Annotated in this window: 19 protein-coding genes; 13 read left to right on the forward strand and 6 right to left on the reverse strand. The window is 50.5% G+C overall.

The annotated features are described in order from the left end of the window. Positions 1-102: 102 nt before the first annotated feature. The 10 genes from ACXLDX_RS04470 to ACXLDX_RS04515 all read left to right on the forward strand — a co-directional run bounded on the left by ACXLDX_RS04470 (position 103) and on the right by ACXLDX_RS04515 (position 11,888). Positions 103-981: a methylenetetrahydrofolate reductase gene (locus tag ACXLDX_RS04470; RefSeq protein ID WP_457575993.1), complete on the forward strand. Its 879-nt coding sequence runs from the start codon at positions 103-105 to the stop codon at positions 979-981. Positions 982-986: 5 nt separating this feature from the next. Then, positions 987-2,528, forward strand: coding sequence for a two-component system sensor histidine kinase NtrB (locus ACXLDX_RS04475; protein WP_457575994.1), 1,542 nt, complete (start codon positions 987-989; stop codon positions 2,526-2,528). Beyond that, positions 2,521-3,084 (forward strand): 4Fe-4S dicluster domain-containing protein, encoded by a 564-nt coding sequence (locus tag ACXLDX_RS04480; RefSeq protein WP_457575995.1) that lies wholly within the window; start codon positions 2,521-2,523, stop codon positions 3,082-3,084. Before ACXLDX_RS04475 ends, ACXLDX_RS04480 begins: the two co-directional genes overlap by 8 nt. Next, complete coding sequence (locus tag ACXLDX_RS04485) at positions 3,081-3,938, forward strand: CoB--CoM heterodisulfide reductase iron-sulfur subunit B family protein (protein WP_457575996.1); 858 nt, start codon at positions 3,081-3,083, stop codon at positions 3,936-3,938. Before ACXLDX_RS04480 ends, ACXLDX_RS04485 begins: the two co-directional genes overlap by 4 nt. Beyond that, positions 3,935-7,558 (forward strand): 4Fe-4S binding protein, encoded by a 3,624-nt coding sequence (locus ACXLDX_RS04490; protein WP_457575997.1) that lies wholly within the window; start codon positions 3,935-3,937, stop codon positions 7,556-7,558. The genes ACXLDX_RS04485 and ACXLDX_RS04490 overlap by 4 nt, the downstream gene beginning before the upstream one ends. A gap of 42 nt (positions 7,559-7,600) precedes the next feature. Then, positions 7,601-8,056 carry a hydrogenase iron-sulfur subunit gene (locus ACXLDX_RS04495; RefSeq protein WP_457575998.1) on the forward strand — a complete coding sequence of 152 codons (456 nt, stop codon included), beginning with the start codon at positions 7,601-7,603 and terminating at the stop codon, positions 8,054-8,056. Next, a complete protein-coding gene (locus tag ACXLDX_RS04500) occupies positions 8,053-8,718 on the forward strand; it encodes a methylenetetrahydrofolate reductase C-terminal domain-containing protein (RefSeq protein ID WP_457575999.1) in 666 nt (221 codons plus the stop codon). Before ACXLDX_RS04495 ends, ACXLDX_RS04500 begins: the two co-directional genes overlap by 4 nt. Continuing rightward, positions 8,718-9,644 (forward strand): methylenetetrahydrofolate reductase, encoded by a 927-nt coding sequence (locus ACXLDX_RS04505; RefSeq protein ID WP_457576000.1) that lies wholly within the window; start codon positions 8,718-8,720, stop codon positions 9,642-9,644. The genes ACXLDX_RS04500 and ACXLDX_RS04505 overlap by 1 nt, the downstream gene beginning before the upstream one ends. A gap of 54 nt (positions 9,645-9,698) precedes the next feature. Continuing rightward, on the forward strand, positions 9,699-10,085 hold the full coding sequence (locus tag ACXLDX_RS04510; protein ID WP_457576001.1) for a response regulator: 387 nt from the start codon (positions 9,699-9,701) through the stop codon (positions 10,083-10,085). A 309-nt stretch (positions 10,086-10,394) separates the two neighbouring features. Continuing rightward, entirely contained in the window at positions 10,395-11,888 is a 1,494-nt protein-coding gene (locus ACXLDX_RS04515; protein ID WP_457576002.1) for a response regulator, read from the forward strand. Between the two features lie 35 nt (positions 11,889-11,923). Here the strand turns inward: ACXLDX_RS04515 and prxU are convergent, their stop codons facing one another. From prxU to pruA, 4 genes are all read right to left on the reverse strand, one after another. Then, positions 11,924-12,646 (reverse strand): thioredoxin-dependent peroxiredoxin, encoded by a 723-nt coding sequence (gene prxU, locus ACXLDX_RS04520; protein ID WP_457576003.1) that lies wholly within the window; start codon positions 12,644-12,646, stop codon positions 11,924-11,926. Positions 12,647-12,776: 130 nt separating this feature from the next. Continuing rightward, positions 12,777-15,287 carry an ATP-dependent helicase HrpB gene (hrpB, locus tag ACXLDX_RS04525; RefSeq protein WP_457576004.1) on the reverse strand — a complete coding sequence of 837 codons (2,511 nt, stop codon included), beginning with the start codon at positions 15,285-15,287 and terminating at the stop codon, positions 12,777-12,779. Further along, a complete protein-coding gene (locus ACXLDX_RS04530; protein ID WP_457576005.1) occupies positions 15,259-15,540 on the reverse strand; it encodes a helix-hairpin-helix domain-containing protein in 282 nt (93 codons plus the stop codon). The genes hrpB and ACXLDX_RS04530 overlap by 29 nt, the downstream gene beginning before the upstream one ends. Positions 15,541-15,620: 80 nt before the next feature. Beyond that, positions 15,621-17,252: an L-glutamate gamma-semialdehyde dehydrogenase gene (pruA, locus tag ACXLDX_RS04535; RefSeq protein WP_457576006.1), complete on the reverse strand. Its 1,632-nt coding sequence runs from the start codon at positions 17,250-17,252 to the stop codon at positions 15,621-15,623. A gap of 120 nt (positions 17,253-17,372) precedes the next feature. Here pruA and ACXLDX_RS04540 point away from each other — a divergent pair, with 120 nt between their 5' ends. Continuing rightward, positions 17,373-18,275: a LysR family transcriptional regulator gene (locus ACXLDX_RS04540; protein ID WP_457576007.1), complete on the forward strand. Its 903-nt coding sequence runs from the start codon at positions 17,373-17,375 to the stop codon at positions 18,273-18,275. Between the two features lie 21 nt (positions 18,276-18,296). On the opposite strand, the gene ACXLDX_RS04545 is transcribed toward ACXLDX_RS04540, so the two are convergent. Beyond that, positions 18,297-20,246 (reverse strand): ASKHA domain-containing protein, encoded by a 1,950-nt coding sequence (locus tag ACXLDX_RS04545; RefSeq protein WP_457576008.1) that lies wholly within the window; start codon positions 20,244-20,246, stop codon positions 18,297-18,299. 757 nt (positions 20,247-21,003) lie between these two features. Between ACXLDX_RS04545 and ACXLDX_RS04550 the strand changes: the two genes are divergently transcribed. Together ACXLDX_RS04550 and ACXLDX_RS04555 are read left to right on the forward strand one after the other, a co-directional pair. Beyond that, positions 21,004-21,684, forward strand: coding sequence for a 4Fe-4S binding protein (locus ACXLDX_RS04550; RefSeq protein WP_457576009.1), 681 nt, complete (start codon positions 21,004-21,006; stop codon positions 21,682-21,684). A gap of 419 nt (positions 21,685-22,103) precedes the next feature. Beyond that, positions 22,104-22,499: a VOC family protein gene (locus tag ACXLDX_RS04555; protein WP_457576010.1), complete on the forward strand. Its 396-nt coding sequence runs from the start codon at positions 22,104-22,106 to the stop codon at positions 22,497-22,499. Between the two features lie 610 nt (positions 22,500-23,109). Here ACXLDX_RS04555 and ACXLDX_RS04560 read toward each other — a convergent pair. Beyond that, positions 23,110-23,371 (reverse strand): glycerol-3-phosphate dehydrogenase C-terminal domain-containing protein (locus ACXLDX_RS04560; RefSeq protein ID WP_457576011.1); only part of this gene is annotated, 262 nt, incomplete at its 5' end.

Genomic DNA, 23,371 nt, shown 5'->3' on the forward strand with positions numbered 1-23,371 from the left:
GGGGATTTCGACGTATCGTTACCGGTAACCGAGAATCTCATCAATGCGTATCAGTACACTCCCCTAAGAATAATATCTCATTATCATCTTACAGGAGGTTCAATGACCGCAGCACATCAAAACTCCAATTCCGCAGATAGTCATATTCTTATAGCTGAAATCGATCCTCCAAAAGGTGCAAATCTGAATAGTTTTCTTGATTCGGCTTTGAAGGTGAGAGGACGGGTTGATGCTGTCAGGGTGACAGACAGTGAACATGCGATTATGCGCATGTCGCCCCTTGCTCCCTGCCTGGCCCTCATTGACAGGAAGATTGATCCGATCATGATCATCAGCGGCAGGGACCGCAACAGAATTTCGTTTCAGGCGGATCTGCTTACAGCGGCTGCAATGGGCATCAAAAAAATTGTGATCAAGGAAGGACATGATCCGGCAGAGGGTGATCAGCCTGTGGCAAGAACCAGTGGAGATCTTGATCTGATCACCATGCTGCAATGCGTGACGGCTTTAAACGGTGGCAGGGATCTGGCGGGAGAGGAACTGGATGGTGCAACGGATTTTGAAATCGGTGTCTGCATGGAACTTTCCGATGATGTTAATTTTAACCGGGAGCGGGCGGAATTTTTCATGCGCCTTGAGGATTATGGTGTCAGATCCGTCACCCTTGGCCCCACCTATGACCTGAATGTGATTGAACAATTTGTTCCGTTTGCGGAAAAAACGGGGATTAAGCTCTTTTCTTCCCTGATGTTCCTGAAATCCGTCACCATGATCAGGTATCTCAACAATCTGCCCGGGGTTCCTTCTATCCCCCAGGAATTTCTAAAAAAAATGATGCAGGCACCGGTCAAGAAGGATGCGGGAATGCAGGTTGCGGCTGATTTCCTTGAAGAGTTGTCCGCTTTTGGCGACGGTGTGGTGCTGCTAGCAATAGGTTGGAGGGAAAGATTACCGGAATTTCTGGATCTTATCGGTCGGTAATCTCCGTGAAAACGATTTCCGTTCAATCAACAGCAAACAGGCCGGAAGAAGAAATTGCCCAGCGCCTGGGACCGTACCATTATCTCTATACGATTCTGGAAGAAACCCCCAACGGAGTGGTTGTGGTCGGCATGAACCACCGGATCGTTCATGCGAATCCGGCAGCCAGGCGATTTCTCGATATTCCTCCTGAGTTTGAAGGAATGTCTCTAAAGGATGTCCTGGGGCAGAATAACCGCACTCTTCTCAATGTCATTCTCAAGGCGTTTACCGCGTCACCAGGAGAATTTAAAAAAATACGGCACGAAATGGAGGTGACGGAAAACGGTGAGCGTTCTATTCTTGATGCGGTCATTGTTTATCCTCCGACATCTCCGGATTATTACCTCCTTTACCTTATTGATATCACACAGCAGAAAAAACTTGAGGGGGAGCTGCGGCGTAGAAACGCCTTTTTTCATAATCTCATTGATTCCTCGGTGGACGGTATTATCGCGGCAGACATGAAGGGCAATATCATGCTTTTCAACAAGGGAGCCCAGGAATTGCTCGGTTACGATGAAAAGACGAGTCGGCAGCTGCATGTGACCGGTCTGTACCGGGAAGGGGGCGCATATGAGCTGATCAAACGTATGCGCAGTGATGACTGTGGCGGAAAGGGGCGGCTGCTCCGCCATAAACTGGCGGTAAAGCATAAGGATGGTCACGATATTCCGGTTTCCTTTTCCGGGGGTATTATTTACGACCAAGACCAGGAAATAGCCACCTTTGGCCTGTTTACCGATCTTCGTGCCCTGAAACAGATAGAGGAAGATCTGGAGCAGACCCATAATATGCTGATGCAGTCGGAAAAAATGGCGGGCCTGGGCCGTCTGGCAGCCGGGGTTGCCCATGAGATCAATAACCCCATGTCCGGGATTATGCTCTATGCCAATCTCATCCAGGAGGAACTGGGAGATGACCATCACCTGAATGAGGATCTGCAGACCATTATCCGGGAGGCGGAGCGCTGCAAGGTCATTGTTGCCGATCTGCTGGAATTTTCCCACCAGACAAATTACGAGATGAATCCGGTGGCACTCAATGATGTGATACATAAGACTATTACAGTGCTGCAGCATCAGCCGATCTTCCACAATATTGAAGTTACCATGGAACTGGAGGAGAACCTCCCTGCCATATACGGGAATTCCATCCGGCTGAACCAGGTTGTGATGAATATCATCGTCAATGCGGCCCAGGCGATGGACGGGAATGGAAAACTGCATATTCTCAGCAGATGCAGGGCGAACCATGATATCAATGAAATCAGAATCAGCGATTCAGGGCCGGGAATCCCTGAAGATCTGCTGGAGAAAATCTTTGATCCATTTTTTACCACAAAAGCCACGGGGGAGGGGACGGGGCTGGGACTTTCGGTTTCCTACGCCATTGTCAAGGAACACAAGGGGAGTATCCGGGTGGACACTTCGCCTGAAACCGGCACGACATTTATCCTTCGCTTCCCCGTGGTCATGGACACACTGACTGGAGAAAACAATGACTGATACCATCATTTGCCCGGAGAATCGGAACAGAAAATTTCTCGACAAACTCGGCAGGAGAGGGATTGATGTCCAGGCCTGCTTCCAGTGCGGGCGCTGTTCCGCGGGGTGTCCCATCGGTGATTTTTTTGATTTGAATGTAATGGAGGTGGTCAGGCTTGCCGCATATGGAATGGAAGAGCCTCTGCTCCACTGCCATACGATCTGGCTCTGTGCCGCATGCGAGACCTGTGCCACCAGGTGTCCAAACGATATTGAAATCGCGGGATTGATGGATGTGATCCGGGAAGTTGCCCTGCGAAAGGGTGTCAAACCCGCTGAGCCGCGGGTGCCCCTGTTTCATAAGGCATTTTTGAAATCAATCAGTAACTGGGGCCGGGCCTATGAGATTGGCATGATCGGTGGTTATAAGCTCAGTTCCGGGGATCTGTTCGGTGATATGAAGCTGGGTCTAAATATGTTTTTAAAAGGTAAATTGAAGCTGACCCCCCATTCAATCAAGGGAAAATCTGAAATCAGGCAGATATTTTCCGGCAAGGGAAAGGAGTATGACAGATGAAACTCTCATATTATCCAGGCTGTTCCCTTGAAGGGACGGCGCTTGACTATGATCAGTCGGTCAGAGAACTCTGCAGGCTGCTTGATATTGAACTTGTGGAAATTTTTGACTGGAACTGCTGCGGTGCCTCGTCGGCCCATATGACGGATCACGAGGTGGGCATGCGTCTGCCCATGCGTAATATGATGCTGGCGGCCGAAGCGGGACACGATATCCTGGTACCTTGTGCCGCCTGTTTTCAGCGATTGCGTGCGGCGGACAGGGAGATGCGGGCGCGGCCGGAATACTGGGATCTGGCTGAATATGGTCCGGATTTGAAAATTATCCATATCAGCTCTTTTCTGGCGGAACCTGATGTACTGGATAGAATCCGGGAAAAGGTGACAAGACCGCTTACAGGACTGCGGATCGCCTGTTATTACGGTTGCCTTTCTCTCCGTCACCCCCATGTCACCGGAGCGGAAAACTGGGAGATGCCGGTCACCCTGGAAAAAATTGTTGAGGCCCTGGGGGCCACACCCGTCAGATGGTCCCATCGTACTGAATGCTGTTCCGGCAGTCTGACCATGGCACGGCCCGATATCGCCAGAAAACTGGTGAGTGATATCGCCGACAGTGCCCGCCGGGGCGGGGCCGCCGTCATGGTGACCGATTGTCCCATGTGCCAGGCCAATGTGGAGAGCAGGCAACTGGATCTGGGGGCGGGGAATGAAATGCCGGTATTTTTCGGCACTGAACTGATCATGGCGGCTGTTTCCGGTGAATATCCGAAAAAACAGCAGAAGGTCCACCTGGTTTCTCCAGACCCGCTTACTGCCTGCCTTTTCGAACAACCCGTGGAGGATTCCCCATGACGACAAATGTGAACACTCCCGAAAAAATATTCTCCCCGAAAACAGGGGCGGTTATGGTCATCGGCGGCGGTATCAGCGGGATGCAGTCAGCCCTGGACCTGGCCAATGCCGGCATCAAGGTCTACCTTGTCGAGAGCTCACCGGCCATAGGCGGCAAGATGGCCCAGCTTGACAAGACCTTTCCCACCAATGACTGTTCCATGTGTATTGTTTCCCCCAAACTGGTGGAGGTGGGGAGACATAAAAATATAGAGTTGTTCACCCACAGTGAGGTGAAGGAATTTTCAGGGGAGCCTGGAAGCTTTACGGCCAGAATCGTCAGTCATGCCCGTTATGTTGATGTCGATACCTGTACCGGCTGCGGCCTGTGTGAGCTGGTCTGTCCTGTTACGCACCAGTCCTATTTCCCGGCGGGACAGGATGATGAGAAAAAAGATAAGCGGGCGAGGGAAAAGCGTCTTGTCAGGGGAGCGGAGATTCCCAGGCCCTCTTCTACCCTGAAGTGGACCTTTTCCGTTGACCGTGAGGCCTGTTCCGCCTGCGGACTCTGTTTCCGGGCCTGTCCCCATGGGGCAATTATCTGGAGAAAAAAGGAGAAGGCCGAAATTGTCGAGGATAAATGTACCGGCTGCGGCGCCTGTTTTGCGACCTGTCCCGACAAGTTTCAGGCTATAACAGTCAGCGACGCACCTGAATTTGAAAAATCAATTGGCGCGGCTGTCCATGAGCGTTCCCTTGCCCTTGTCAAGGAACTGAACGGGGAGGAGAAAAACCACTGTATCCGCTGCGGTCTCTGTGTCATCACCTGTAAGAAGGTTATGGAAATCGGCGCGTTGAAAATGGTGGAGGAAGGAATCGAGGTTCGGGCTGATCTCTGTCAGGTTTGCGGCGCCTGTGTTTCGGTCTGTCCCGTGAACTATCTTGATATTGAGGCGGTGGCCGGCAGAAAGCCCAGGCCGCTTCTTAACCTGTTCAATGAAGGTCTTGATGGCAGGAAGCCGGTAAATATCCACTATCCCCAGGCCGTTCCCAGGGTGCCTGTTATCGATGAGGCAAGTTGCGTCAGGTTGAACAGTGGCGCCTGCGGTACCTGTCAATCGATCTGCGGAGTGGGGGCGATTCATTACGATCATGTGGAAAAGGAGACAGAGATTCATATCGGTTCCGTCATTTTTTCGCCCGGTATTGAAGTGTTTGATGCCGAAAGGAGGGGAGAATTCGGCTACGGGGTTTATCAGAATGTGGTGACCTCGATTGAATTTGAGCGGCTTCTTTCCGCTTCAGGACCGACTTCCGGAGCTGTGCTGCGACCGGGAGACGGCAGACATCCGAAGAAAATAGCGTGGATCCAGTGTGTCGGTTCCAGGGATCATTCCTGCGATCGGGATTACTGTTCCTCCGTCTGCTGCATGTATGCCACCAAGGAGGCGTTTATAGCAAGAGAGCATGATTCAAATATCGAACCGACGATCTTTTATATCGACATGCGTTCCTTCGGCAAAAATTTCGATGATTATGTAACCAGGGTAAAGGGCCATAATGTCCGTTTTGTCAGGGCCATGGTCAGCAGGGTTTTTGAGGATCCGGTCACCGGAGACCTTGAGCTTCGTTATGTGGATGAATCGGGAGAACGCCGGAAAGAAACCTTCGACATGGTGGTCCTTTCGGTTGGTCTGCAGGTGGCGGAATCAACAAAGGCGCTTGCGGATAAACTGGAAATAGAACTGGACCGCTATGGATTTGCCGTAACGGATCATTACAGCCCCCTTGCCACCTCAAAACCGGGGATTTTTGTCAGCGGGGCCATAAACGGGCCTAAGGATATCCCTGAAACGGTATCTGAGGCTTCCGCGGCTGCCGAAGCGGCTTCCGCTGATCTGGCCGAGGCCAGGGGCAGTCTGATCACGCCCGAAGTTCTGCCTGAAGAGCGCAGGGTTGAGGAGGGGGAAGAACTGCGCATCGGAGTTTTTGTCTGTCACTGCGGTACCAATATCGCGTCGGTTGTGGATGTGGAAGCGGTGATGGAATATGCCTCCACCCTGCCGGGAGTGGTATACGTGGATAAGCCGCTTTATACCTGTTCTCAGGATTCCCAGGAGCGCATGAAGGAGATTATCCGGGAACATCGACTGAACCGGGTGGTCACTTCGGCCTGTTCCCCCACAACCCATGAACCACTTTTCCAGTCAACTCTGCAGGCGGCGGGCATTAACAAATATTTTTTTGAAATGGCCAATATCCGTGACCAGTGCAGCTGGGTTCATCCCCTGGAGCCGGAGCTGGCAACGGAAAAATCCAAGAGGCTCACCCGTATGGCAGTGGCCAATGCCGCCGCGGGAAAACCGCTGGAAGAAATGGAATTTGATGTGGACGACCGTCTGCTCATTGTCGGAGGCGGTATTGCCGGGATGACCGCGGCCCTTGAAGCATCGAGGCAGGGATTCGGAGTCTGGCTGGTGGAGCGGAAAGGGGAGCTGGGAGGACATCTCCTCAACCTGCGACGTACCGGTGATGGCCGCTTGTTTATAGAGTATCTGGAAGAGCTGAAGGCGGCCCTTGATGCTGATGACCGGATCAAGGTCTTTACTTCCAGCGAGGTGGTGGAACAGTCCGGTTTCGTCGGTTCCTTTGAAACGGAGATCATGACCCCGTCGGGGGCAACGCGCACCGTGCAGCATGGAGCGATCCTGGTGGCCACCGGGGCAAAGGAATCGCGGCCGGAGATTTACGGACTGGACAGTATAGAAACGGTCATGACCCAGGCAGACTTCGAGAGAAAGCTGGAAGAGGCCGGTGAAGACTGGGAAGGGAAAAAAATTGTCATGCTGCAATGTGCCGGTTCCAGGGATGAAGAATATCTGCCCTACTGTTCGAGAGTCTGCTGCAATCAGGCGGTAAAGAACAGCCTGCGGTTTGTGGAAAAATATCCGAAGGCAAGAGTTGATATTCTTTACCGGGATATGCGTTGTTACGGAATTGGTGAAGAGGAATATCGACGGGCGCGAATGGCGGGGATCAATTTTATCCGCTACGATCCCGAGTCCAATCCTCCTGATATCAGGGCGGAGGATAGTGGGATCAATGTGCGTATAACGGATCCGTCCATCAGGATGGTCGTGGAGCTGCAGCCCGATTTCCTGGTCCTTTCCACTGGAATGGTGCCCAGGGATACCGAGGAGCTGGCATCCATGCTCAGGGTTCCCCGCAGTGATGCCGGTTTCTTTATCGAGGCCCATGCCAAACTGCGGCCCGTCGATCTGCCCGGAGAAGGACTGTTTATGGCGGGTACCGTCCATGGACCCAAAAGTTCTTCAGAGGCCATAGCCCAGGCCCAGGCAGCCGTAGCCAGGGTGGCGACCATTCTGTCCAGGGACAGCCTGAAGATGTCCGGTGTGGTCTCAAAGGTGGATCCGACAAACTGCGCTGTCTGTCTGACCTGTGTGCGGGCCTGTCCCTACGGGGTTCCCTTTATCAATGATGAGCACAGTGCCGAAATTAATCCGGCTCTCTGCCAGGGATGCGGGATTTGTGTGGCCGAGTGTCCGGCCAGGACGATTTCTCTTGGGCGGTTTGAGGATCGTAATATCGAGGCCAAGATAGAATCATACTGCGAGAGCTGATATGGCAGGAAAAGGAACAGAATTCAGGAAAGGAGTGGAATAATGAGTGACTTTGCAGCCCGTGTCATAGTTTTTGCCTGTCGTCATTGAGCATATTCCGCGGCGGACCTGGCAGGTTCGGAAAGACGGTCCTATCCTCCGGCGATCAGTATCATCATGTTGCCCTGTACCGGCAGGATAGACGAAGCGCTGCTGTTGAAGGCGTTTGAGAATGGCGCGGACGGGGTGATGGTTGTCGGTTGTCTGGAAGGTGACTGTCATTACGTGAACGGCAATATCCGCGCCCGTGCCCGGGTTAAACGGGTTTACGGGATCCTGGAAAAAATCAATATCGGTCCGGAACGGGTCAGGATGTACAACCTGAGTGCCGGTGAAGGGTCAAAGTTTGCGGCCTACGCTAACGAATTTGTGGACAGGATAGAAGAACTTGGACCAAGCCCGATCAATGTGGTAAGGGAGGGCAAATCAGGAGCCGCATCACAGGAGGAGGCAGGATGATTACTGGAACACCGAAGCCCATTGAAGAAATACTGGAAATGGTAGAGCCCTATGACAAGATCGTGGTCGCGGGTTGCCATGGCTGTGTTACGGTCTGCCGGGTCGGCGGGGAAAAGGAGGTGCAGGTGCTGGCATCCACCCTGAGGCTGGCCAGAGAATCTAACGGCAGGAAGATCGAAATCAAAGAGGTGAGCCTGGAGCGGCAGTGTGATCCGGAATATGTGGAGCTGATGCGTCCCTATGTGGAGGAATATCAGGCCGTTCTCTCAATTGCCTGTGGGGCCGGTATCCAGTTTCTGGCGGAAAAGTACACGACTACACCTCTGTTGCCGGGTATAAACACAGGCTTTCTCGGGGTCACTGAACGCCAGGGGGAATGGGCGGAGAGGTGCCAGGGTTGCGGAGACTGTGTTCTTCACCTGACCGGCGGTATCTGTCCGGTGACCCGTTGTGCCAAATCACTGTTTCATGGACCCTGTGGTGGCTCGGTACGTGGAATCTGTGAAATAGACAAGGAAGTCAAGTGTGGCTGGCAACTCATTATTGACAGGCTGAAATCTCTTGACCAGATGGAGAACTACGGAAAACTCAAACCCTACAAGGGATGGAATACGTCAAGGGACGGTGGACCGCGCCGCATTATCAGGGAGGATATGATCTGATGACTACGGAAAGTAACCTGAAAAAAGTTTTGGAAGCGGGTCATTTTTCGGTAACCGCCGAATGTGGTCCCCCCCGTGGAGCCGATCCGGATATTGTCCGCAAAAAAGCGGCCTTCGTGGCCGGCAATGTGGATGCCTGTAATGTGACGGACAACCAGACAGCGGTGGTGCGCATGAGTTCACTGGCCGGCTGCATGCTGATTAAGGAGCAGGGAATTGATCCTCTTATCCAGATGGTGGTGCGGGACAGGAACCGTATTGCCCTCCAGTCCGACCTTCTTGGGGCTTCGGCTCTCGGTGTGAGGAACCTTCTCTGTCTTTCCGGGGATCATCAGAAATTCGGGGATGATCCTCAGGCAAAAAATGTCTTTGATATCGATTCAATGCAACTGATACACCTGGCGAAGACAATGAGGGATGAAGGGGTTTTTCCTTCAGGTGACAAACTTGAAGGCGCGCCTCAGTTCTATATCGGCTGTGCCGTCAATCCCTTCGCCGATCCCTTCGAGATTCGGGTGCCGCGCCTGAAAATGAAGATGGAAGCGGGTGCTGATTTTGTCCAGACCCAGTGTATTTATAATATGGATAAATTCAAAACATATCTGGAGGATGCAAAAAAAGAGGGACTGCATGAAAAAATAAAAATCCTTGCGGGAGTGACTCCCCTGAAATCGGCGGGAATGGCAAAGTTCATGCGGCGTATGGTTGCCGGAATGGATATACCCGATGAGGTGGTCAACCGTATAGCCGATGAGCCAAAGGAAAAACAGGCGGCCAAGGGTATTGAGATGTGCATCGAACAGATCCAGGAATTAAAGGAGATGGAAGGAATAGCAGGTGTCCATGTCATGGCTATTGAATGGGAAGAAAAACTGGAAGAAATTATTGGCGGGGCGGGTCTGCTGCCCAGGCCTGAAGTTGATTGAGATAAGAAAGAAGTTGCTGCATTAAGGCAGGAATATTGAATAATGGAGGAAGGAATGGCTGAAAAAAAGAAAGTTCTGCTCGTTGATGATGATCCCGATTTTGTTGAAGCTGTACGAGTCATCGTTGAAAGCGGCGGATATGATGTTCGGGTTGCCTATGATGGAAAGGAGGGACTTGAGGCTGTCGCCGAAGAAAAACCTGATCTCATTGTTCTCGATGTGATGATGCCGGTTATGAACGGGCATGAGGCCTGCGCCAGCTTAAAAGGCAATCCGGAGACTGCTGATATTCCGATTATCCTGTTGACTGCTGTCGCGGAGCGGGTCACGACCAGCACCTATTCCCACCGGGACATGCTGGAAAGCGAGGCGGAGGATTATATGCCTAAGCCGGTGGAGCCTGCCGAGCTGCTGGAGTTGATTAAAAACTGGTTGAAATAATCCTGGCCCGCGATGAATTCGGAATTATTTTGAGTTCTCGAGTTCAGGATAGTCACAGAAAACTATTTCTTTCCGGCTGGAATATGGCCTGAAAGGGATTTCCCGCTGATGCCACAGCCGGGATGGAGAAATCCGGTAATTGCTTACAGGTACCTTGGCTTTTCGCGGTCTCTTTTGTCCGCACAGGCAGGCTGTAGTGAACAAAAGAGCCTGCAAAAACCTGTGGCACCTGTGACCAATTACGAAATCTTTTCTCTCAGAGTTGGGTGATACCGGCAGAAAAGAGATGTCTACATCAGGAAAACGGCCATGGAGAACGTACGTATACTGATTATTGATGACGAAAAGGTGATCCGTGAGGGCGTGGGGCGTGCTCTAGAAAAGAGAGGGTATGATATCGCCAAGGCCGAGGATGGAAAACGGGGGCTTGAGCTGCTCCAGGAGCAGGATTTTCATATTGTCCTCACCGACCTGATGATGCCGGGCATTGACGGTTTTGCCGTACTGGACTGGATCAGGGAAAACCAGCCCCATGTCCAGGTTATTGTCATAACAGGTTTTGCCACCGTCACCAAGGCAGTTACTGCCATGAAACAGGGTGCCTTTGATTTTGTCGGCAAGCCGTTCACCCCTGATTATATCCGGGTGGTGATCGACCGGGCAATTGACAAGATCAGCATGATGGCTGAAACGGAACAGCTGCGCCGGGAAAAAATGATGGGGCTGGAGGCCATCGACAAATCTCGGAGCCGGTTGAAGACGGTGTTTGCCTGTATGGCGGAGGCGGTTATAGTTACCGACACTGAAAGTATTGTTGTGCATCATAATCCGGCAGCCATAAAAATTCTGGAGATCCAGACGGACCCGTTTATCGGCAAACCCCTGGCCGATTCAATCCGTGACCATGCGGCGGTGGAAATGGTGTCGGAGGCAATTGAGAAAAAGATCGTCGTGACCCGGGAATTTATTCCCGGCTCCATTTCCCGAAAATTTCTGCGGGCCCACTGTTCTCCTGTTACCTCGGACCAGGGTGAGGTTATCGGTTCCGTCACTGCCTTTGAGGATATCAGTGCCCATAAGGAAATTGACAGGATGAAGTCCGATTTTGTCGCCATGGTCGCTCACGAACTGAAGGCTCCCCTTGCCTCCATCGAACAGATGATCTATGCCTCGCGGGTGGGGTGTAAACATGAAGAAGTCAGCTCCTGTCACAGTCTGCATGAACGGATGACGGTCAGGACAAAGGATCTGCTGAGACTGATAGATAACCTGCTCAACCTCTCCAAGCTCGAGAGTGGTACTGTGGTGTTCAATCTGGAACCTGTTCGCGGCACCAATATGATAGAAGATGTAATGGAAATTGCCTCTCCCCAGGCGGAGGGTAAGAAAATCTCGCTCAAATATAAACCCTGTGATACGGACTGGTGGTTTACTGTGGATTATGATCATATGCGAACAGCGATCATGAACATTGTCTCCAATGCGGTGAAGTATACTCCGGACGGCGGGGAGGTTCTGATCGGTACCTCGGTTTCCGGCGGGTTTGTCAATATTGAGGTGAGAGATTCAGGGATTGGTATTCCCGAGGAGGATATTCCCCATATTTTTGATCGTTTTTTCCGGGTCAAGGGCAAGGCGACCCGCCATATAACCGGATCTGGCCTTGGTCTGGCCCTGGTCAAGGAGGTTGTGGATGCTCACCAGGGATATATCGATGTGAAGTCCAGTCCCGGCGAAGGGACCCAGGTTTCCTTGAGCTTTCCAACGACATCCATGGACGAGGCAGCAGCTTCGACCCCGTGAAATCAGGAAAGAAGCTGCCCTGTGAGTAATTACATCTAATCAAAGGCCTGGTCAGTCTTCCATTCTTCCCATACCTTGCCCACCAGATCGATTCCCGGTTTCAGGGTTTTCTTGCCGGGCCGCCAGCCGGAAGGTGTGGCTTCACCGCCTTCTGTCTCACGGACTAGCTGGAATGCCTGGATCTGGCGGATAGTTTCATTGACATTCCGCCCTACAGGCGGGGTGAGGATTTCATAGCCCTGGATAATACCGTCGGGGTCAATAATAAACCTGCCACGGGTTTCCACGCCTGCGTTTTCATCAAAGACACCATATACTTTTCCCACTTTTCCGCCGGCATCCGAAAGCATGGGGAAAGGTACACCGCCCTTGACCATTTTACTCAGCTCATCACTTTCCCACATCTTATGAACAAACATGGAATCGATGGACATGGAGAGCACTTCCACTCCCAGTTTCTGGAACTCGGGATATTTTTCAGCGACCGCTGAAATTTCGGTGGCTCAGACAAAGGTGAAATCCCCTGGATAAAAACAGAGCACCACCCATTTGCCGAGATAGTCGGAGAGCCGGATATTGATAAATTTCCCCTGCTGGTAGCCGGGAGCCGAGAAATCGGGAGCCTTCTGTCCGATCATCACCATGGAACCCTCCTTTTTTTCAGTTGTTTTCTCATTTGAGCTTGTTTTTTCTTCAACCTCTTCACCCACCGGGCCGCCTGTGGGCCTGGCACAACCAACAGCAGCTTCTTCGGCCATTGTTTCCTCCTGTACGTAAAAAGTGTGTTGCAGGAATGGGCGCGGGTTTACCCGCATGCAGTATTATATCAGTTTTGGTTCCGTGAATCAAAAAACATTTCTGTTCAAAACACTTTAAATACAGGAATATTCAGCGACGTGAGATGTTCATGTTCCGTTTTGTTCTGCCGGTTGCCCGGGCCTTGAGCGGATCGTCCGGCCAGTAGTGCCTGGGGTATCTGCCGCTCAATTCCTTTTTTACTTCTCCGTAGGTTGTCTGCCAGAAGGAGGCGAGGTCATCTGTGATCTGAATCGGCCGATGGGCCGGGGAGAGCAGGTGCAGGGTGACGGGGAGCCGGCCGCCGCAAATTTTGGGTGTTTCGGATAGACCGAAAAGTTCCTGGAGCCGTACGGCGAGCACTGCTTTTTCCGGCACGGTGTAGGAAATGGGCAGTCGTGAACCGCTGGGTACCTTAAGATGGGTGGGGGCGAGGGTGTCGAGTTCCAGCTGCTGGGCCCAGGAAAGCTGAGAGAGGAGAACAGTTTTCATGTTTATATTCTTGAGCCGGCTGAAGCTGTTCATCCCGAAACAGAAAGGTTCCAGCCAGGCCAGGTCCTGTGCCAGGCTGGTGTTGCTGAAATCGGGCCAGTCTCCTGTCTGATGATGGAGAAAACAGACCCGCTGCTGCACATTTACAGCTTCCCTGCTCCAGGGGAGACATTGCAGGTTCGTTTTTTGAATGGCTTTCAGGAACACTGACATTATCTTTTCCGGACGAGGGGATTTTGCCGGCTGACTGCTGATCTGCAGTTTTCCGAGTATCAGATCCCTGGTTGTTCTGACCTGTTTTGCAACATCGTCCCAGAGAGTCTGCTCAGATTCATGGAAAAGATGCGGGTGATCTTCCCGGAGTGTCTTGAGCAGAACAGGTGCTGCCATGAAAATTCTGCCGGCTTTTTTTTCTCCGTCCACCTGGGGTATGACCAATATTTTATTACCCTGCAGGGGATCTGCCGGGTTCAGTCGGCAGCCACGGCCGCTGGACAGCAGATAGTTGTGACTGGTGCCGGGCCGCAGGCCGCCGATACGATCGGGAAATCCATAGGCGAGCAGACTGCCGATAGCGGTGAAGTCAATTGTCTTTCTGCCCGGCAAGGCCTTAAACCACATCTTCGCCTGCCTGAGAATACGGCGGCAGAGCTGATGGTCTATGGAAAAACGGCTGCCGGAGCCGGATGCAAAATCTTCCACAATTTTCAACCGTTCATGGATGTCAGCACTATCGGTCTTTCCCCTGCAGATATCTCTTTCGGAGAGAATGGACGCAAGAAGACAGGCCGTCCAGCAGAGATTGTGTTTTTTACTGGAGATGATCATGAACCCCAGTCGTGGATGAAGAGGGAGTTCTGCCACTTGCCGGCCTGTGTGGGTAATACGCGCATGGCTGTTTAAGAGTGTCAGTTTCTGCAGGAGTCGGACGGCCCTCCGCCAACCGGTTTGCCGCGGCCTGTCCAGCCAGGAAAGAGAATACGGATCGCTTACCCCCCAGAGTGCCAGCTCCAGCACAAGGGGAGTCAGGTCGCCATGAAGGATTTCAGGCAGCGTGTGCTCGGCCATATTGTGTTCTTCTGTTTTGTCCCACAGGCGAAAACACTTTCCCGGTCCCAGCCGTCCGGCGCGGCCACTCCTCTGGTCGGCGGAAGCCCTGGAGATTCGCAGGGTCACCAGGCGGGAGAGACCACTGCGGCTGTCATAGACGGGGCGGCGGAAATAACCGCTGTCCACGACACAGGATATATTTTCCACGGTAATACCTGTTTCTGCAATGGGTGTCGCCAGGATGATTCTGCGGTGGTTGTCCTCCCTGTGAAAGATCCTGTCCTGTTCCCGGTGGCTCAGGTCGCCATAGAGAGGAAGAATGAGTTCACCGTGCAACTGTTCCGCAAGGAGTTTTCTGCAGCGGTGGATTTCCGGGGCACCGGGCAGAAAGGCAAGGATGTCACCGGTCGTTTTTCCCAGGGCGTGGCGGATGCCGGCGGCCATGGTATGGGAAATGGATTGGTGGGTCCCTGGAGAAAGATGCTCGATTGTAACGGGATAGATTCTTCCCTGCCCTTCAAGGACTGGCGCATTGCCGAGCAGACGGCTGACAGGGTCCGTTGCAAGGGTTGCCGACATGACAAGAATCCGTAAATCTTCCCGCAGGGTGCAGAGATCAAGAAGCAGTGCCAGGCCCAGGTCTGTCTGGATGGATCGTTCATGGAATTCATCCATGATGACAAGGCCGATGTCCGCAAGTTCAGGATTGTTCTGCAGCATGCGGATCAGGATACCTTCGGTGATGACTTCAATTTCGCTCTGGCTGGAGATTTTTGTTTCAAAACGAGTCCGGTAGCCGACGGTCTTACCGGTTTTTTCCCCGAGAAGGCTGCTCATTCGGTTTGCGGCCGCCCTGACCCCGATTCTTCTCGGTTCCAGGAGAAGGATTTTTTTATTTTCAAGCCACGGTTCCCGGCGGAGCAGTAATGGAATACAAGTGGTTTTTCCCGAACCGGTGGGTGCGCTCAGAACAGCGTGTCCCCGGGAAAGATGGTTTCTGAGCTGCGGGAGAAGGGGATAGACGGGCTGGGATTTAATTTCCTGTTCTCTTTTTTCGTTCATCGGTAAAAGACCACCATGGTCGGGCTTCTCCACCTTCCATAAAATGGATGGCCGACATGAAGACATCAATTACACAGGGGTCGTGCCGGGTTTTTGTGAGACGGCAAAGTTCGCCATAGAGCAGCAAGGGATCTTTACCGATCAGTTGCCTGGGATGGCGTATGTTCAGGAGCCGGAGATCCGCGCCCATGGCTGGGCCGATGTTTGGGAGTTGTTCGAGCCGGGATATTGTTTTTTTGTTCGCTGTTTTCATTTCAGCGGTAGTGTAATCGAAGAATTTACCGGAAGCAATCGGAAAGAAAGAAGCGGTTTGTTGAAACCGCTTCTCTTCTGTCAGTCCATGAACGGATAGCGGTAATCTTCCGGCGGGACAAAGGTCTCCTTGATCGTTCGAGGAGAGGTCCAGCGAAGCAGGTTCAGAAGAGATCCGGCTTTGTCATTGGTCCCGGAACCGCGGGCTCCTCCAAAAGGCTGCTGGCCGACAACCGCTCCGGTGGGTTTGTCGTTGATATAAAAATTTCCGGCGCTGTAGCGCAGCCTGTCAGTGGCGAGGGCTACGGCATTGCGGTCGTTTGCGAGAATTGAACCGGTGAGAGCATAAGGGGATGTTTTGTCGCAGAGAGAAAGGGTGTCCTCAAAGCGGTCATCCTCGTAGATATACAGGGTCAGTACCGGGGCAAAGAGTTCCTCTTCCATGGAACGGAAAAGTGGGTCGGTTGTGATCAGCACGGTTGGTTCGATGAAATACCCTGTTGTTTTATCGCCGTTGCCGCCGAAAATGATCTCAACCGAGCTGTTTTTCTCCGCCTCTCCGATAAAGGCCATGGTTTTATCAAAGGCCGCTTCATCAATCAATGCATTGTAAAACATGAAATCGGCCGGATCGCCGGTCTGTTTTTTTATCTCTTCAAGGATTGCGCCCAGCTCAGTTTTCACGGCAGGCCACAGGGAAGCGGGGATATAGCCACGGGAGGCCGCGGAACATTTCTGTCCCTGGTATTCAAAGGCGCCACGGGCAAGAGCCACCGCCGCAGTTTTCGGGGCTGCGGAGGAGTGGACAAAGACAAAATCCTTGCCCCCGGTCTCGCCGACAATGCGTGGATAGTTTTTGTAACTGTCGATATTTCCGGCCACAGTTTGCCACATGGTGTTGAATACCCTGGTGGAACCGGTGAAATGGATCCCTGCAAGATTGCTGTTTTTCAGCACCTGCGGCCCGATTTCCCAGCCGGGGCCGGGAATAAAATTGATCACTCCCGGAGGCAGTCCCGCTTCAAGGAGAATCCGCATTACATACCAGGAGCTGAGTAGGGAGGTGGAGGCCGGTTTCCACACGACCACATTGCCCATCATGGCAGCAGAGGTGGGCAGGTTGCCCGCAATGGCGGTAAAATTAAACGGGGTAACGGCGAAGATAAATCCTTCGAGCGGCCGGTAATCAGTCCTGTTCCAGGTGCCGGGAGTGTGCCTGAGTGGCTGTTCCCGGTAGATTTGTTCCATATAATAGACATTGAAACGAAGAAAATCCGCCAGTTCGCAGGCGGAGTCAATCTCGGCCTGGTAGACGCTCTTTGACTGGTTCAACATGGTGGCTGCATTGAGGGTTGACCTGTATTTCCCTGAAATAAGTTCTGCTGCCCGCAGGAAAACAGACGCCCTGCTCTGCCAGCCCATGGCTTTCCAGCCGGGACTTGCTTTAAGCGCAGCGGTAATTCCATCTGCAACCTCAGTTTTTCCGGCCTGGTGAAAATCGGCGAGGATATGGTGGTGATCGTGGGGACAGACAGCGGTTGCCGTACGGCCCGTTCGCATCTCTTTTCCACCAATTAAAAGGGGAATATCAAGGCGTGTTTTTTGTTGCCGCTCAAGTTCTGCTTTAAGTTCCTGTCGCTCCGGTGAACCTTTTTCATAGTCAAGAATGGTTTCGTTCTGCGGAGGCGGGGATGAATAAAATCCGTTTTCCATATTAATCTCCTGCGGGTTATGTTTGATTTCCTGTTGCTGATACTGTAATGCCTGTAACACCATAAGTAAAAATCATAAATTTCATTTTCAGGATGAATTATATTCATAAATGGCAATCAAATGGAGCTGAATCAACTGGAAGTCTTTTATACCCTGGCAAAGGCAAAGAGTTTTACAGAGACGGCAAAGCTGATGTTTGTTACCCAGTCGGCCATCAGTCATGCTGTCAGAAAACTTGAAAGCAGTGTCGAGTGTTTGTTGATTGACCGTGGAAGCAGGAAATTCAGGCTCACTCCCGCGGGCAGGGAGCTTTTTTATTCCTGTGAACGGATTTTTCGCGAAGTGGAACTGGCGCGGGAAAATATCAGGAATCACAGGGCAAATCCTGTTTGGGAAATCACCCTGGGCAGTCCGGTGGAGTTCGGAAATACGGTTCTTGTACCGCTGCTCAGAAATTTTCTCAGGACATATCCCCGGTTTCGGCTGAATTTCTATTTTTCCAATGAATTGGGGGAAGTCCTGGGAAATGATACGGTGGATTTCATCATTGACTGCCGGAAACATTTTACCCGTGACCTGAGCCGTGTTCATCTTTTCAGGGAAGAATATGTTGTGATAGCCTCACCTGAATATACGGTTCTGGATCTGCTCCAGCAACCTCCTGACTTGGAGCAGGTTGAAATCCTTTCCATGGACCGGGAGGGAGAGTGGTGGCAAAATTTTCTGGCAGCCCTGCCTGCCCGGGAGCGCCCCCATTTTCGTAAAGTGATCTGTATCAATCATGTCCGCGGTATTATCAACGGGGCCGCGGCAGGGATGGGAATAGGGTTTGTGCCCCGCTATACGGTGAGCAGGGAGCTGGAAAACGGGAGTTTGCTGGAGCTTTTCCCTAAGGTCCGCACCCTGGCTGATGATTTCTGTATCTATATCAAGCAGGAGAAGATGGCCCTGGACAAAAACAATCGCCTTGTTGAGTACCTGCGGAGCCTGAGTCCGGCACAACTTGGCAACCCGGAGTTGTGACCGGTGGCTGGCCACCCCGTACTAAGGCACCTTGAAAACAGGCTTTTCGTTCGAAGTCCCATGAATACTGGGGAAGAGGCCGAGGTCGGTGTGGGGCAGGAAGAGGGCCGCCATATAGTGGTTCATGAAATCTATATTGTCTGAAAGTTCCAGGTTGGTCATGAGGGTTCGAACCTCGGCTCTTTCACGGAAGCGATGGTGGTCCGTAAGGCTGATCTGGCAGCCGAGCATCGAGGCATTGCCCAGATAGAAAAAATTATTTCGGTCAATATCGGGCAGAAGACCGATGGATATGGCCCGCTCCAGATCAATATGGGCGCCGAAATTTCCGGCGAGAATGACCCTGTCCAGATCAGCAAAGCTGAGACCGACCGAAGTGAGCAGGGTCTGGTAACCGGCAAACATGGCCCCTTTGGCCCGGATAAGATTATCCAGGTCAATTTCCGTGATGACGATATCTTCACCGATAAGCGAGTCATGGGACCAGGCTATGACATATTCCCAGCCGTCGGTGCCTTTTCTTATTCGCGGATGGTTGTGATCCTGGATGAACTTGCCACGCTGGTTGATGATCCCGGCATCCAGCAGTTCTGGGACGATGGATATCAGGCCGGACCCGCAGATGCCCCTGGGCTTGGTTGCACCGATGGTGACAATCATGGGATCAAAGGTTTCCCCGTGAATATGGAAATTTTCTATGGCACCGGAACTGGCACGCATACCGAATTTAATACCGCCTCCTTCAAAGGCGGGACCAGCGGAACAGGCGGCGCAGACCATCCATTCACTGTTGCCGACCACTATTTCTCCGTTTGTGCCAATATCGATAAACAGGGTGATTTTCTCGCTCTTATGCATCCGGCAGCTGTGGACTCCGGCGACAATGTCACCGCCCACGTAGGAGGCCACGCATGGATAGAGAAAGAGCCGTACTGACGGGTGTGCCATGATGCCGAGATCGGCGGCCCTGGTCAGGGGAAACTGGTTGACACTGGGAACATACGGTGCTTCACGGATATATTTTGGATCTATACCCAGGAGCAGGTGAGACATGACGGTGTTTCCCGCGGCCATGATGTAGCTGATATCACTGGGATTGATGATGATTTTTCTGCAGATGTCCTCGATTATGGTGTTGATGGTGTAGACAACCTTCTCCTGCAGGGTCCTGAGGCCTCCGGAACGCTGGGAATAGACAATCCTGGAGATGACATCTTCACCATAACCGATCTGGGAATTATAGCCGGATCCTTCCTCGATGACTTCGCCGCTGTTCAGGTCAAGGAGTACCCCGCAGATGGTTGTTGTGCCCAGGTCGATGGCAAGTCCGTAGAGCTGGTCGGTGGTGTCTCCCGGTTCCACGGCAATGATCCTGTCCGGTTCATTTTCTCCTTTGCCGTGCAGGAGGATAAGGGTCACTTCCCAGTTGGCTTCTCTCAGGATAAAGGGCAGTTCCCGGATCAGTTCGGGATGGTCATAGTCCGGCTCCGGGTCGTCCGGAAGATGATTTTTAATTTCCCGAAAGAGCCGCTGCATATCGGAAATATTATCATCAAGGGTCGGAGGCGGTAATTTCAGGAAAATTTTTCGCACCGGAGGAGCAATCTGCCACTTTCCGACCAGGGTTTCCAGGGATTCAGCGGAGAGGGATCTAGTCGTTTTCGGTTTTGATTTTAACGCTTTGCCATCCGACTGAATAATCTCAGGTATCTGGATGGTCACATCGGAGACAATGGTGGAAATACAGGCGAGATGAACGGACTGATCGAGCTCTTCACCGGTGAGAGCTGCAGAGTTGCCACTTTCCAATACTCCTTCAAGGAGCTGCACCTTGCATTTGCCGCAGACACCGTCTCCCCCGCAGAAGGCATGAATATATACTCCGGCCTTTGCGGCTGCCGCCAGCAGATTTTCACCGTGATCGACGGTAATTGAGCGTTTATCAGGCAGAAATTGAACAGTATGTTTCATGGATACACCTCGTTAAAAAATATAATTAAAAATCCCTGCCCGCCGGTTAAGAATGTCAAACACTAAGCATTTCAGGATTCCGGTGATTGAAAAGACACCACTCCCTGGGTCGAATAGCTCTAGGAGGATACCGTAATAGCTGAAAACGTTGTGTTTTCGGGGTGATGATTCAAAAAAAGAATAAAATCAGGTGGTGAAAATGAATCCGTAGGTGAGTGCCGTGAAAAAAGACATTTTTCGAAGGTGTCTTTCACAATCGTAATCGATTATGAACCTTATAACAGATTGCAACAAGTTATAAAAAACTACGCAGTACCACAGATTCAAACAGCAGATAATGATTCTCAATGTATAATTGTCTTTTTCCGGTTCTTTTTCAAGGAGAAATATACCAGTAACGAATGGAGAAGAAACAATGGGGTAAAAACAAGACTGACTTGTCAGTGGCTTCGACTGATCTATGGAAGGGGTGTTTCCTGTGGATAACCTGCTTGATTTCAAATACTTTTCCTGGTATGAAATTTGTCAGGCTTTGTTGTTTTATGGTCAGGTCTACTGTTGTCAGTCTGAGTTTTGCATAAAATCAAGATTTTTTATTGAGAGGAGACTCAGGAAAATTGAATCATCAATGATATCCGGTCGGAAACTGAGTGTTCCGGATGAGGGTAGATTGTCCAGCCAGTTTTCTTCGGGAAATACCATAAAACTGGATAATAACCGGGTTGGGCTGCCATAGGATAACCTGAGGAATTGTAAAATGAAAAAAGAAAAATACACTGCCGACCCTTTTCTTGATAAAAGAATCGACAACTATGGTAAATGGCTGAGAAGAGGACAGATTTCAGCATCTTCAAAAGTTGTTCCTGTTTCAGAATCACTTAGTGCAAAACAATGGGTGTTGCCGTCGGAGCAGGTCATAGAGATACTTGCAAAAGCGAATTCAGTTGCGGTGCAGGATTGCGAATGCAGAACCCACTACAAGAGATGTGATAAACCCTTGGATGTTTGTTTTCTCTTGAATAAAGTTGGAGATAAATTTGTTTCAATGGGAAAAGCTCGTCATGTTTCTTTAAATGAAGTGACTGATATCTTGAAAAAGGCTAATGAAAACGGCCTGGTGCATCTTGCTCTCTATATGCCTGACCACGAAATTTTTGCGTTGTGCAGTTGTTGTTCTTGTTGTTGTCACGAACTGCAAATAGTAAAGCTCACTGAACGAAAAGAATTAATGGTTCACTCTGAATACATAGCTGAAACTGATTTTGAAATTTGTGTTCATTGTGGTGAATGTGCGGATAGATGCTTTTTTGAAGCGCGGATATTCGATGATAAACAGATGGAATACAACCCTGATGTGTGCTTTGGTTGCGGGCTTTGTGTTGAGATTTGTCCTGTTGATGCAACAAGAATGGTTTTTAGAAAAGAAAAAAATATGTAAGAAAAAGCAATACCCCAACATCTATATGGTCTACATTTGTCAATAAAAATTATTCTAAATAACAAAAGTTATCTTGATTACCCATGAAATTCAGCCAAATTATGGATGTACCTGTTTGATCAGGCTGGCCTGCGGTCAAAAATCACAGGAAATCTCAATTGATAAGGAATTCAAATGAAAAAGTGTCAATCCAGGTTATTTTTAAATCACAATAAAAAACAGATCAATGATCTTTTTATAACAGTTTTTTTTGACAAAGGTTCCGGTCGGTGATTTTGTTTTCCAGCGTCGGTTTCAGTAAGGGTTTTCCCTGATACTTCTCAGGAATTCTCCCTTAAAGCAGGAAAAGCAGGAAAAATTTCTTCTGTATCAAACATCTATCTGGATTAACAAATGATTACAATAATGGACTTGGTAAAATGAATATCAACAATCTATCATCGGCGTTTACTACGAAGAAAATTGAAGAAACCCGTGATTTCTATATCAACTATTTTGACGCAAAAGTCACCTTTGATTGCGGATGGTACGTCAATCTTCAATTTGGAAATGAATTATCTACCCTTCAATTTATGTCACCGCAGCAACCGGAGCAACCATTCAGTGATAGCGCCGGCCTTATGTACAATTTTTCTGTATCGGATGTGGATAAAGAATATAAGAGATTAACTGACGCCGGTTTGGAGGTTATCGTTCCACTGGAAGATCATCCGTGGGGGGATAGAGGTTTTGCGATTCATGATCCAAACGGCATCACCTTATATATTTACAGCGACCGTGAGCCGAGCGAGGAATTTAAGCAGTATTACAAATAAAAGCCTGATAATACGAATCCGGCGTACGGCCCGTCGCCGGTTTTTGTCGTTCAAGGTGCAGGAAAATTATTTATGGACAGGCACTACCTGTGAAAATCAGCCGGGTTGAACTTAAAACCCCTGACTTCAGATAAAAGGAGCCGCATAGGTACGGTCTTAAACTTTCTTGATTACCCATGAAACTCAGCCAAATTGTGGATGTGCCTGTTTTATCAGGCTAGCCTACGGTCAAAAATCACTGGAAATCTCAATTGATAAGGAATTCAAATGAAAAAGTGTCAGTCCAGATCATTTTATAATCAGTCCAAAGCGGGTGCAACACCCCGCAACCCAAATGTTGCACCATGGAAGACTCCAGCTAATACAACTGATCAATATTATAGAAAAATCCCCCTTTCATTTTCTTGTTTTTTATGACAGGAATTCAGGAGTAAGGCACTAATGTGATTTTTGAAATACGCCTGACAAAACAGGCACATCCCCAGATTTCCAAATAACAGGCTGAGTTTCATACGTAATCAGATAAATTTTTTCCTCTATCTGAAAATATGCACCTTTCGCTAATTTTTTTCAATTTATGAATTTCAGGATCCAGGTGGTTGTTGATTTTTCATGGTTCAGCATTGCCGGCGGGCAGGTGTGTTGTCACGTATTCTTCAAGTCGTTTTATTTCTTTGGGGCTGAACAGGAGACCGAGGCGGGTGCGTCTCCACAATATATCATCAGCACACCCGGCCCATTCACGGCGAAGGAGATAGTCAACCTCAAAGCCATAGAGTCCATGGCCGAAGTGGGTGCCGAAGGCCGAACCGGTTGTAAGGTTTCGACACATATCTTCTGCGAGGGTGCCGTAAGTTCTCATAAGCCTTGTT

The organism is Desulfomarina sp., from assembly GCF_054039375.1.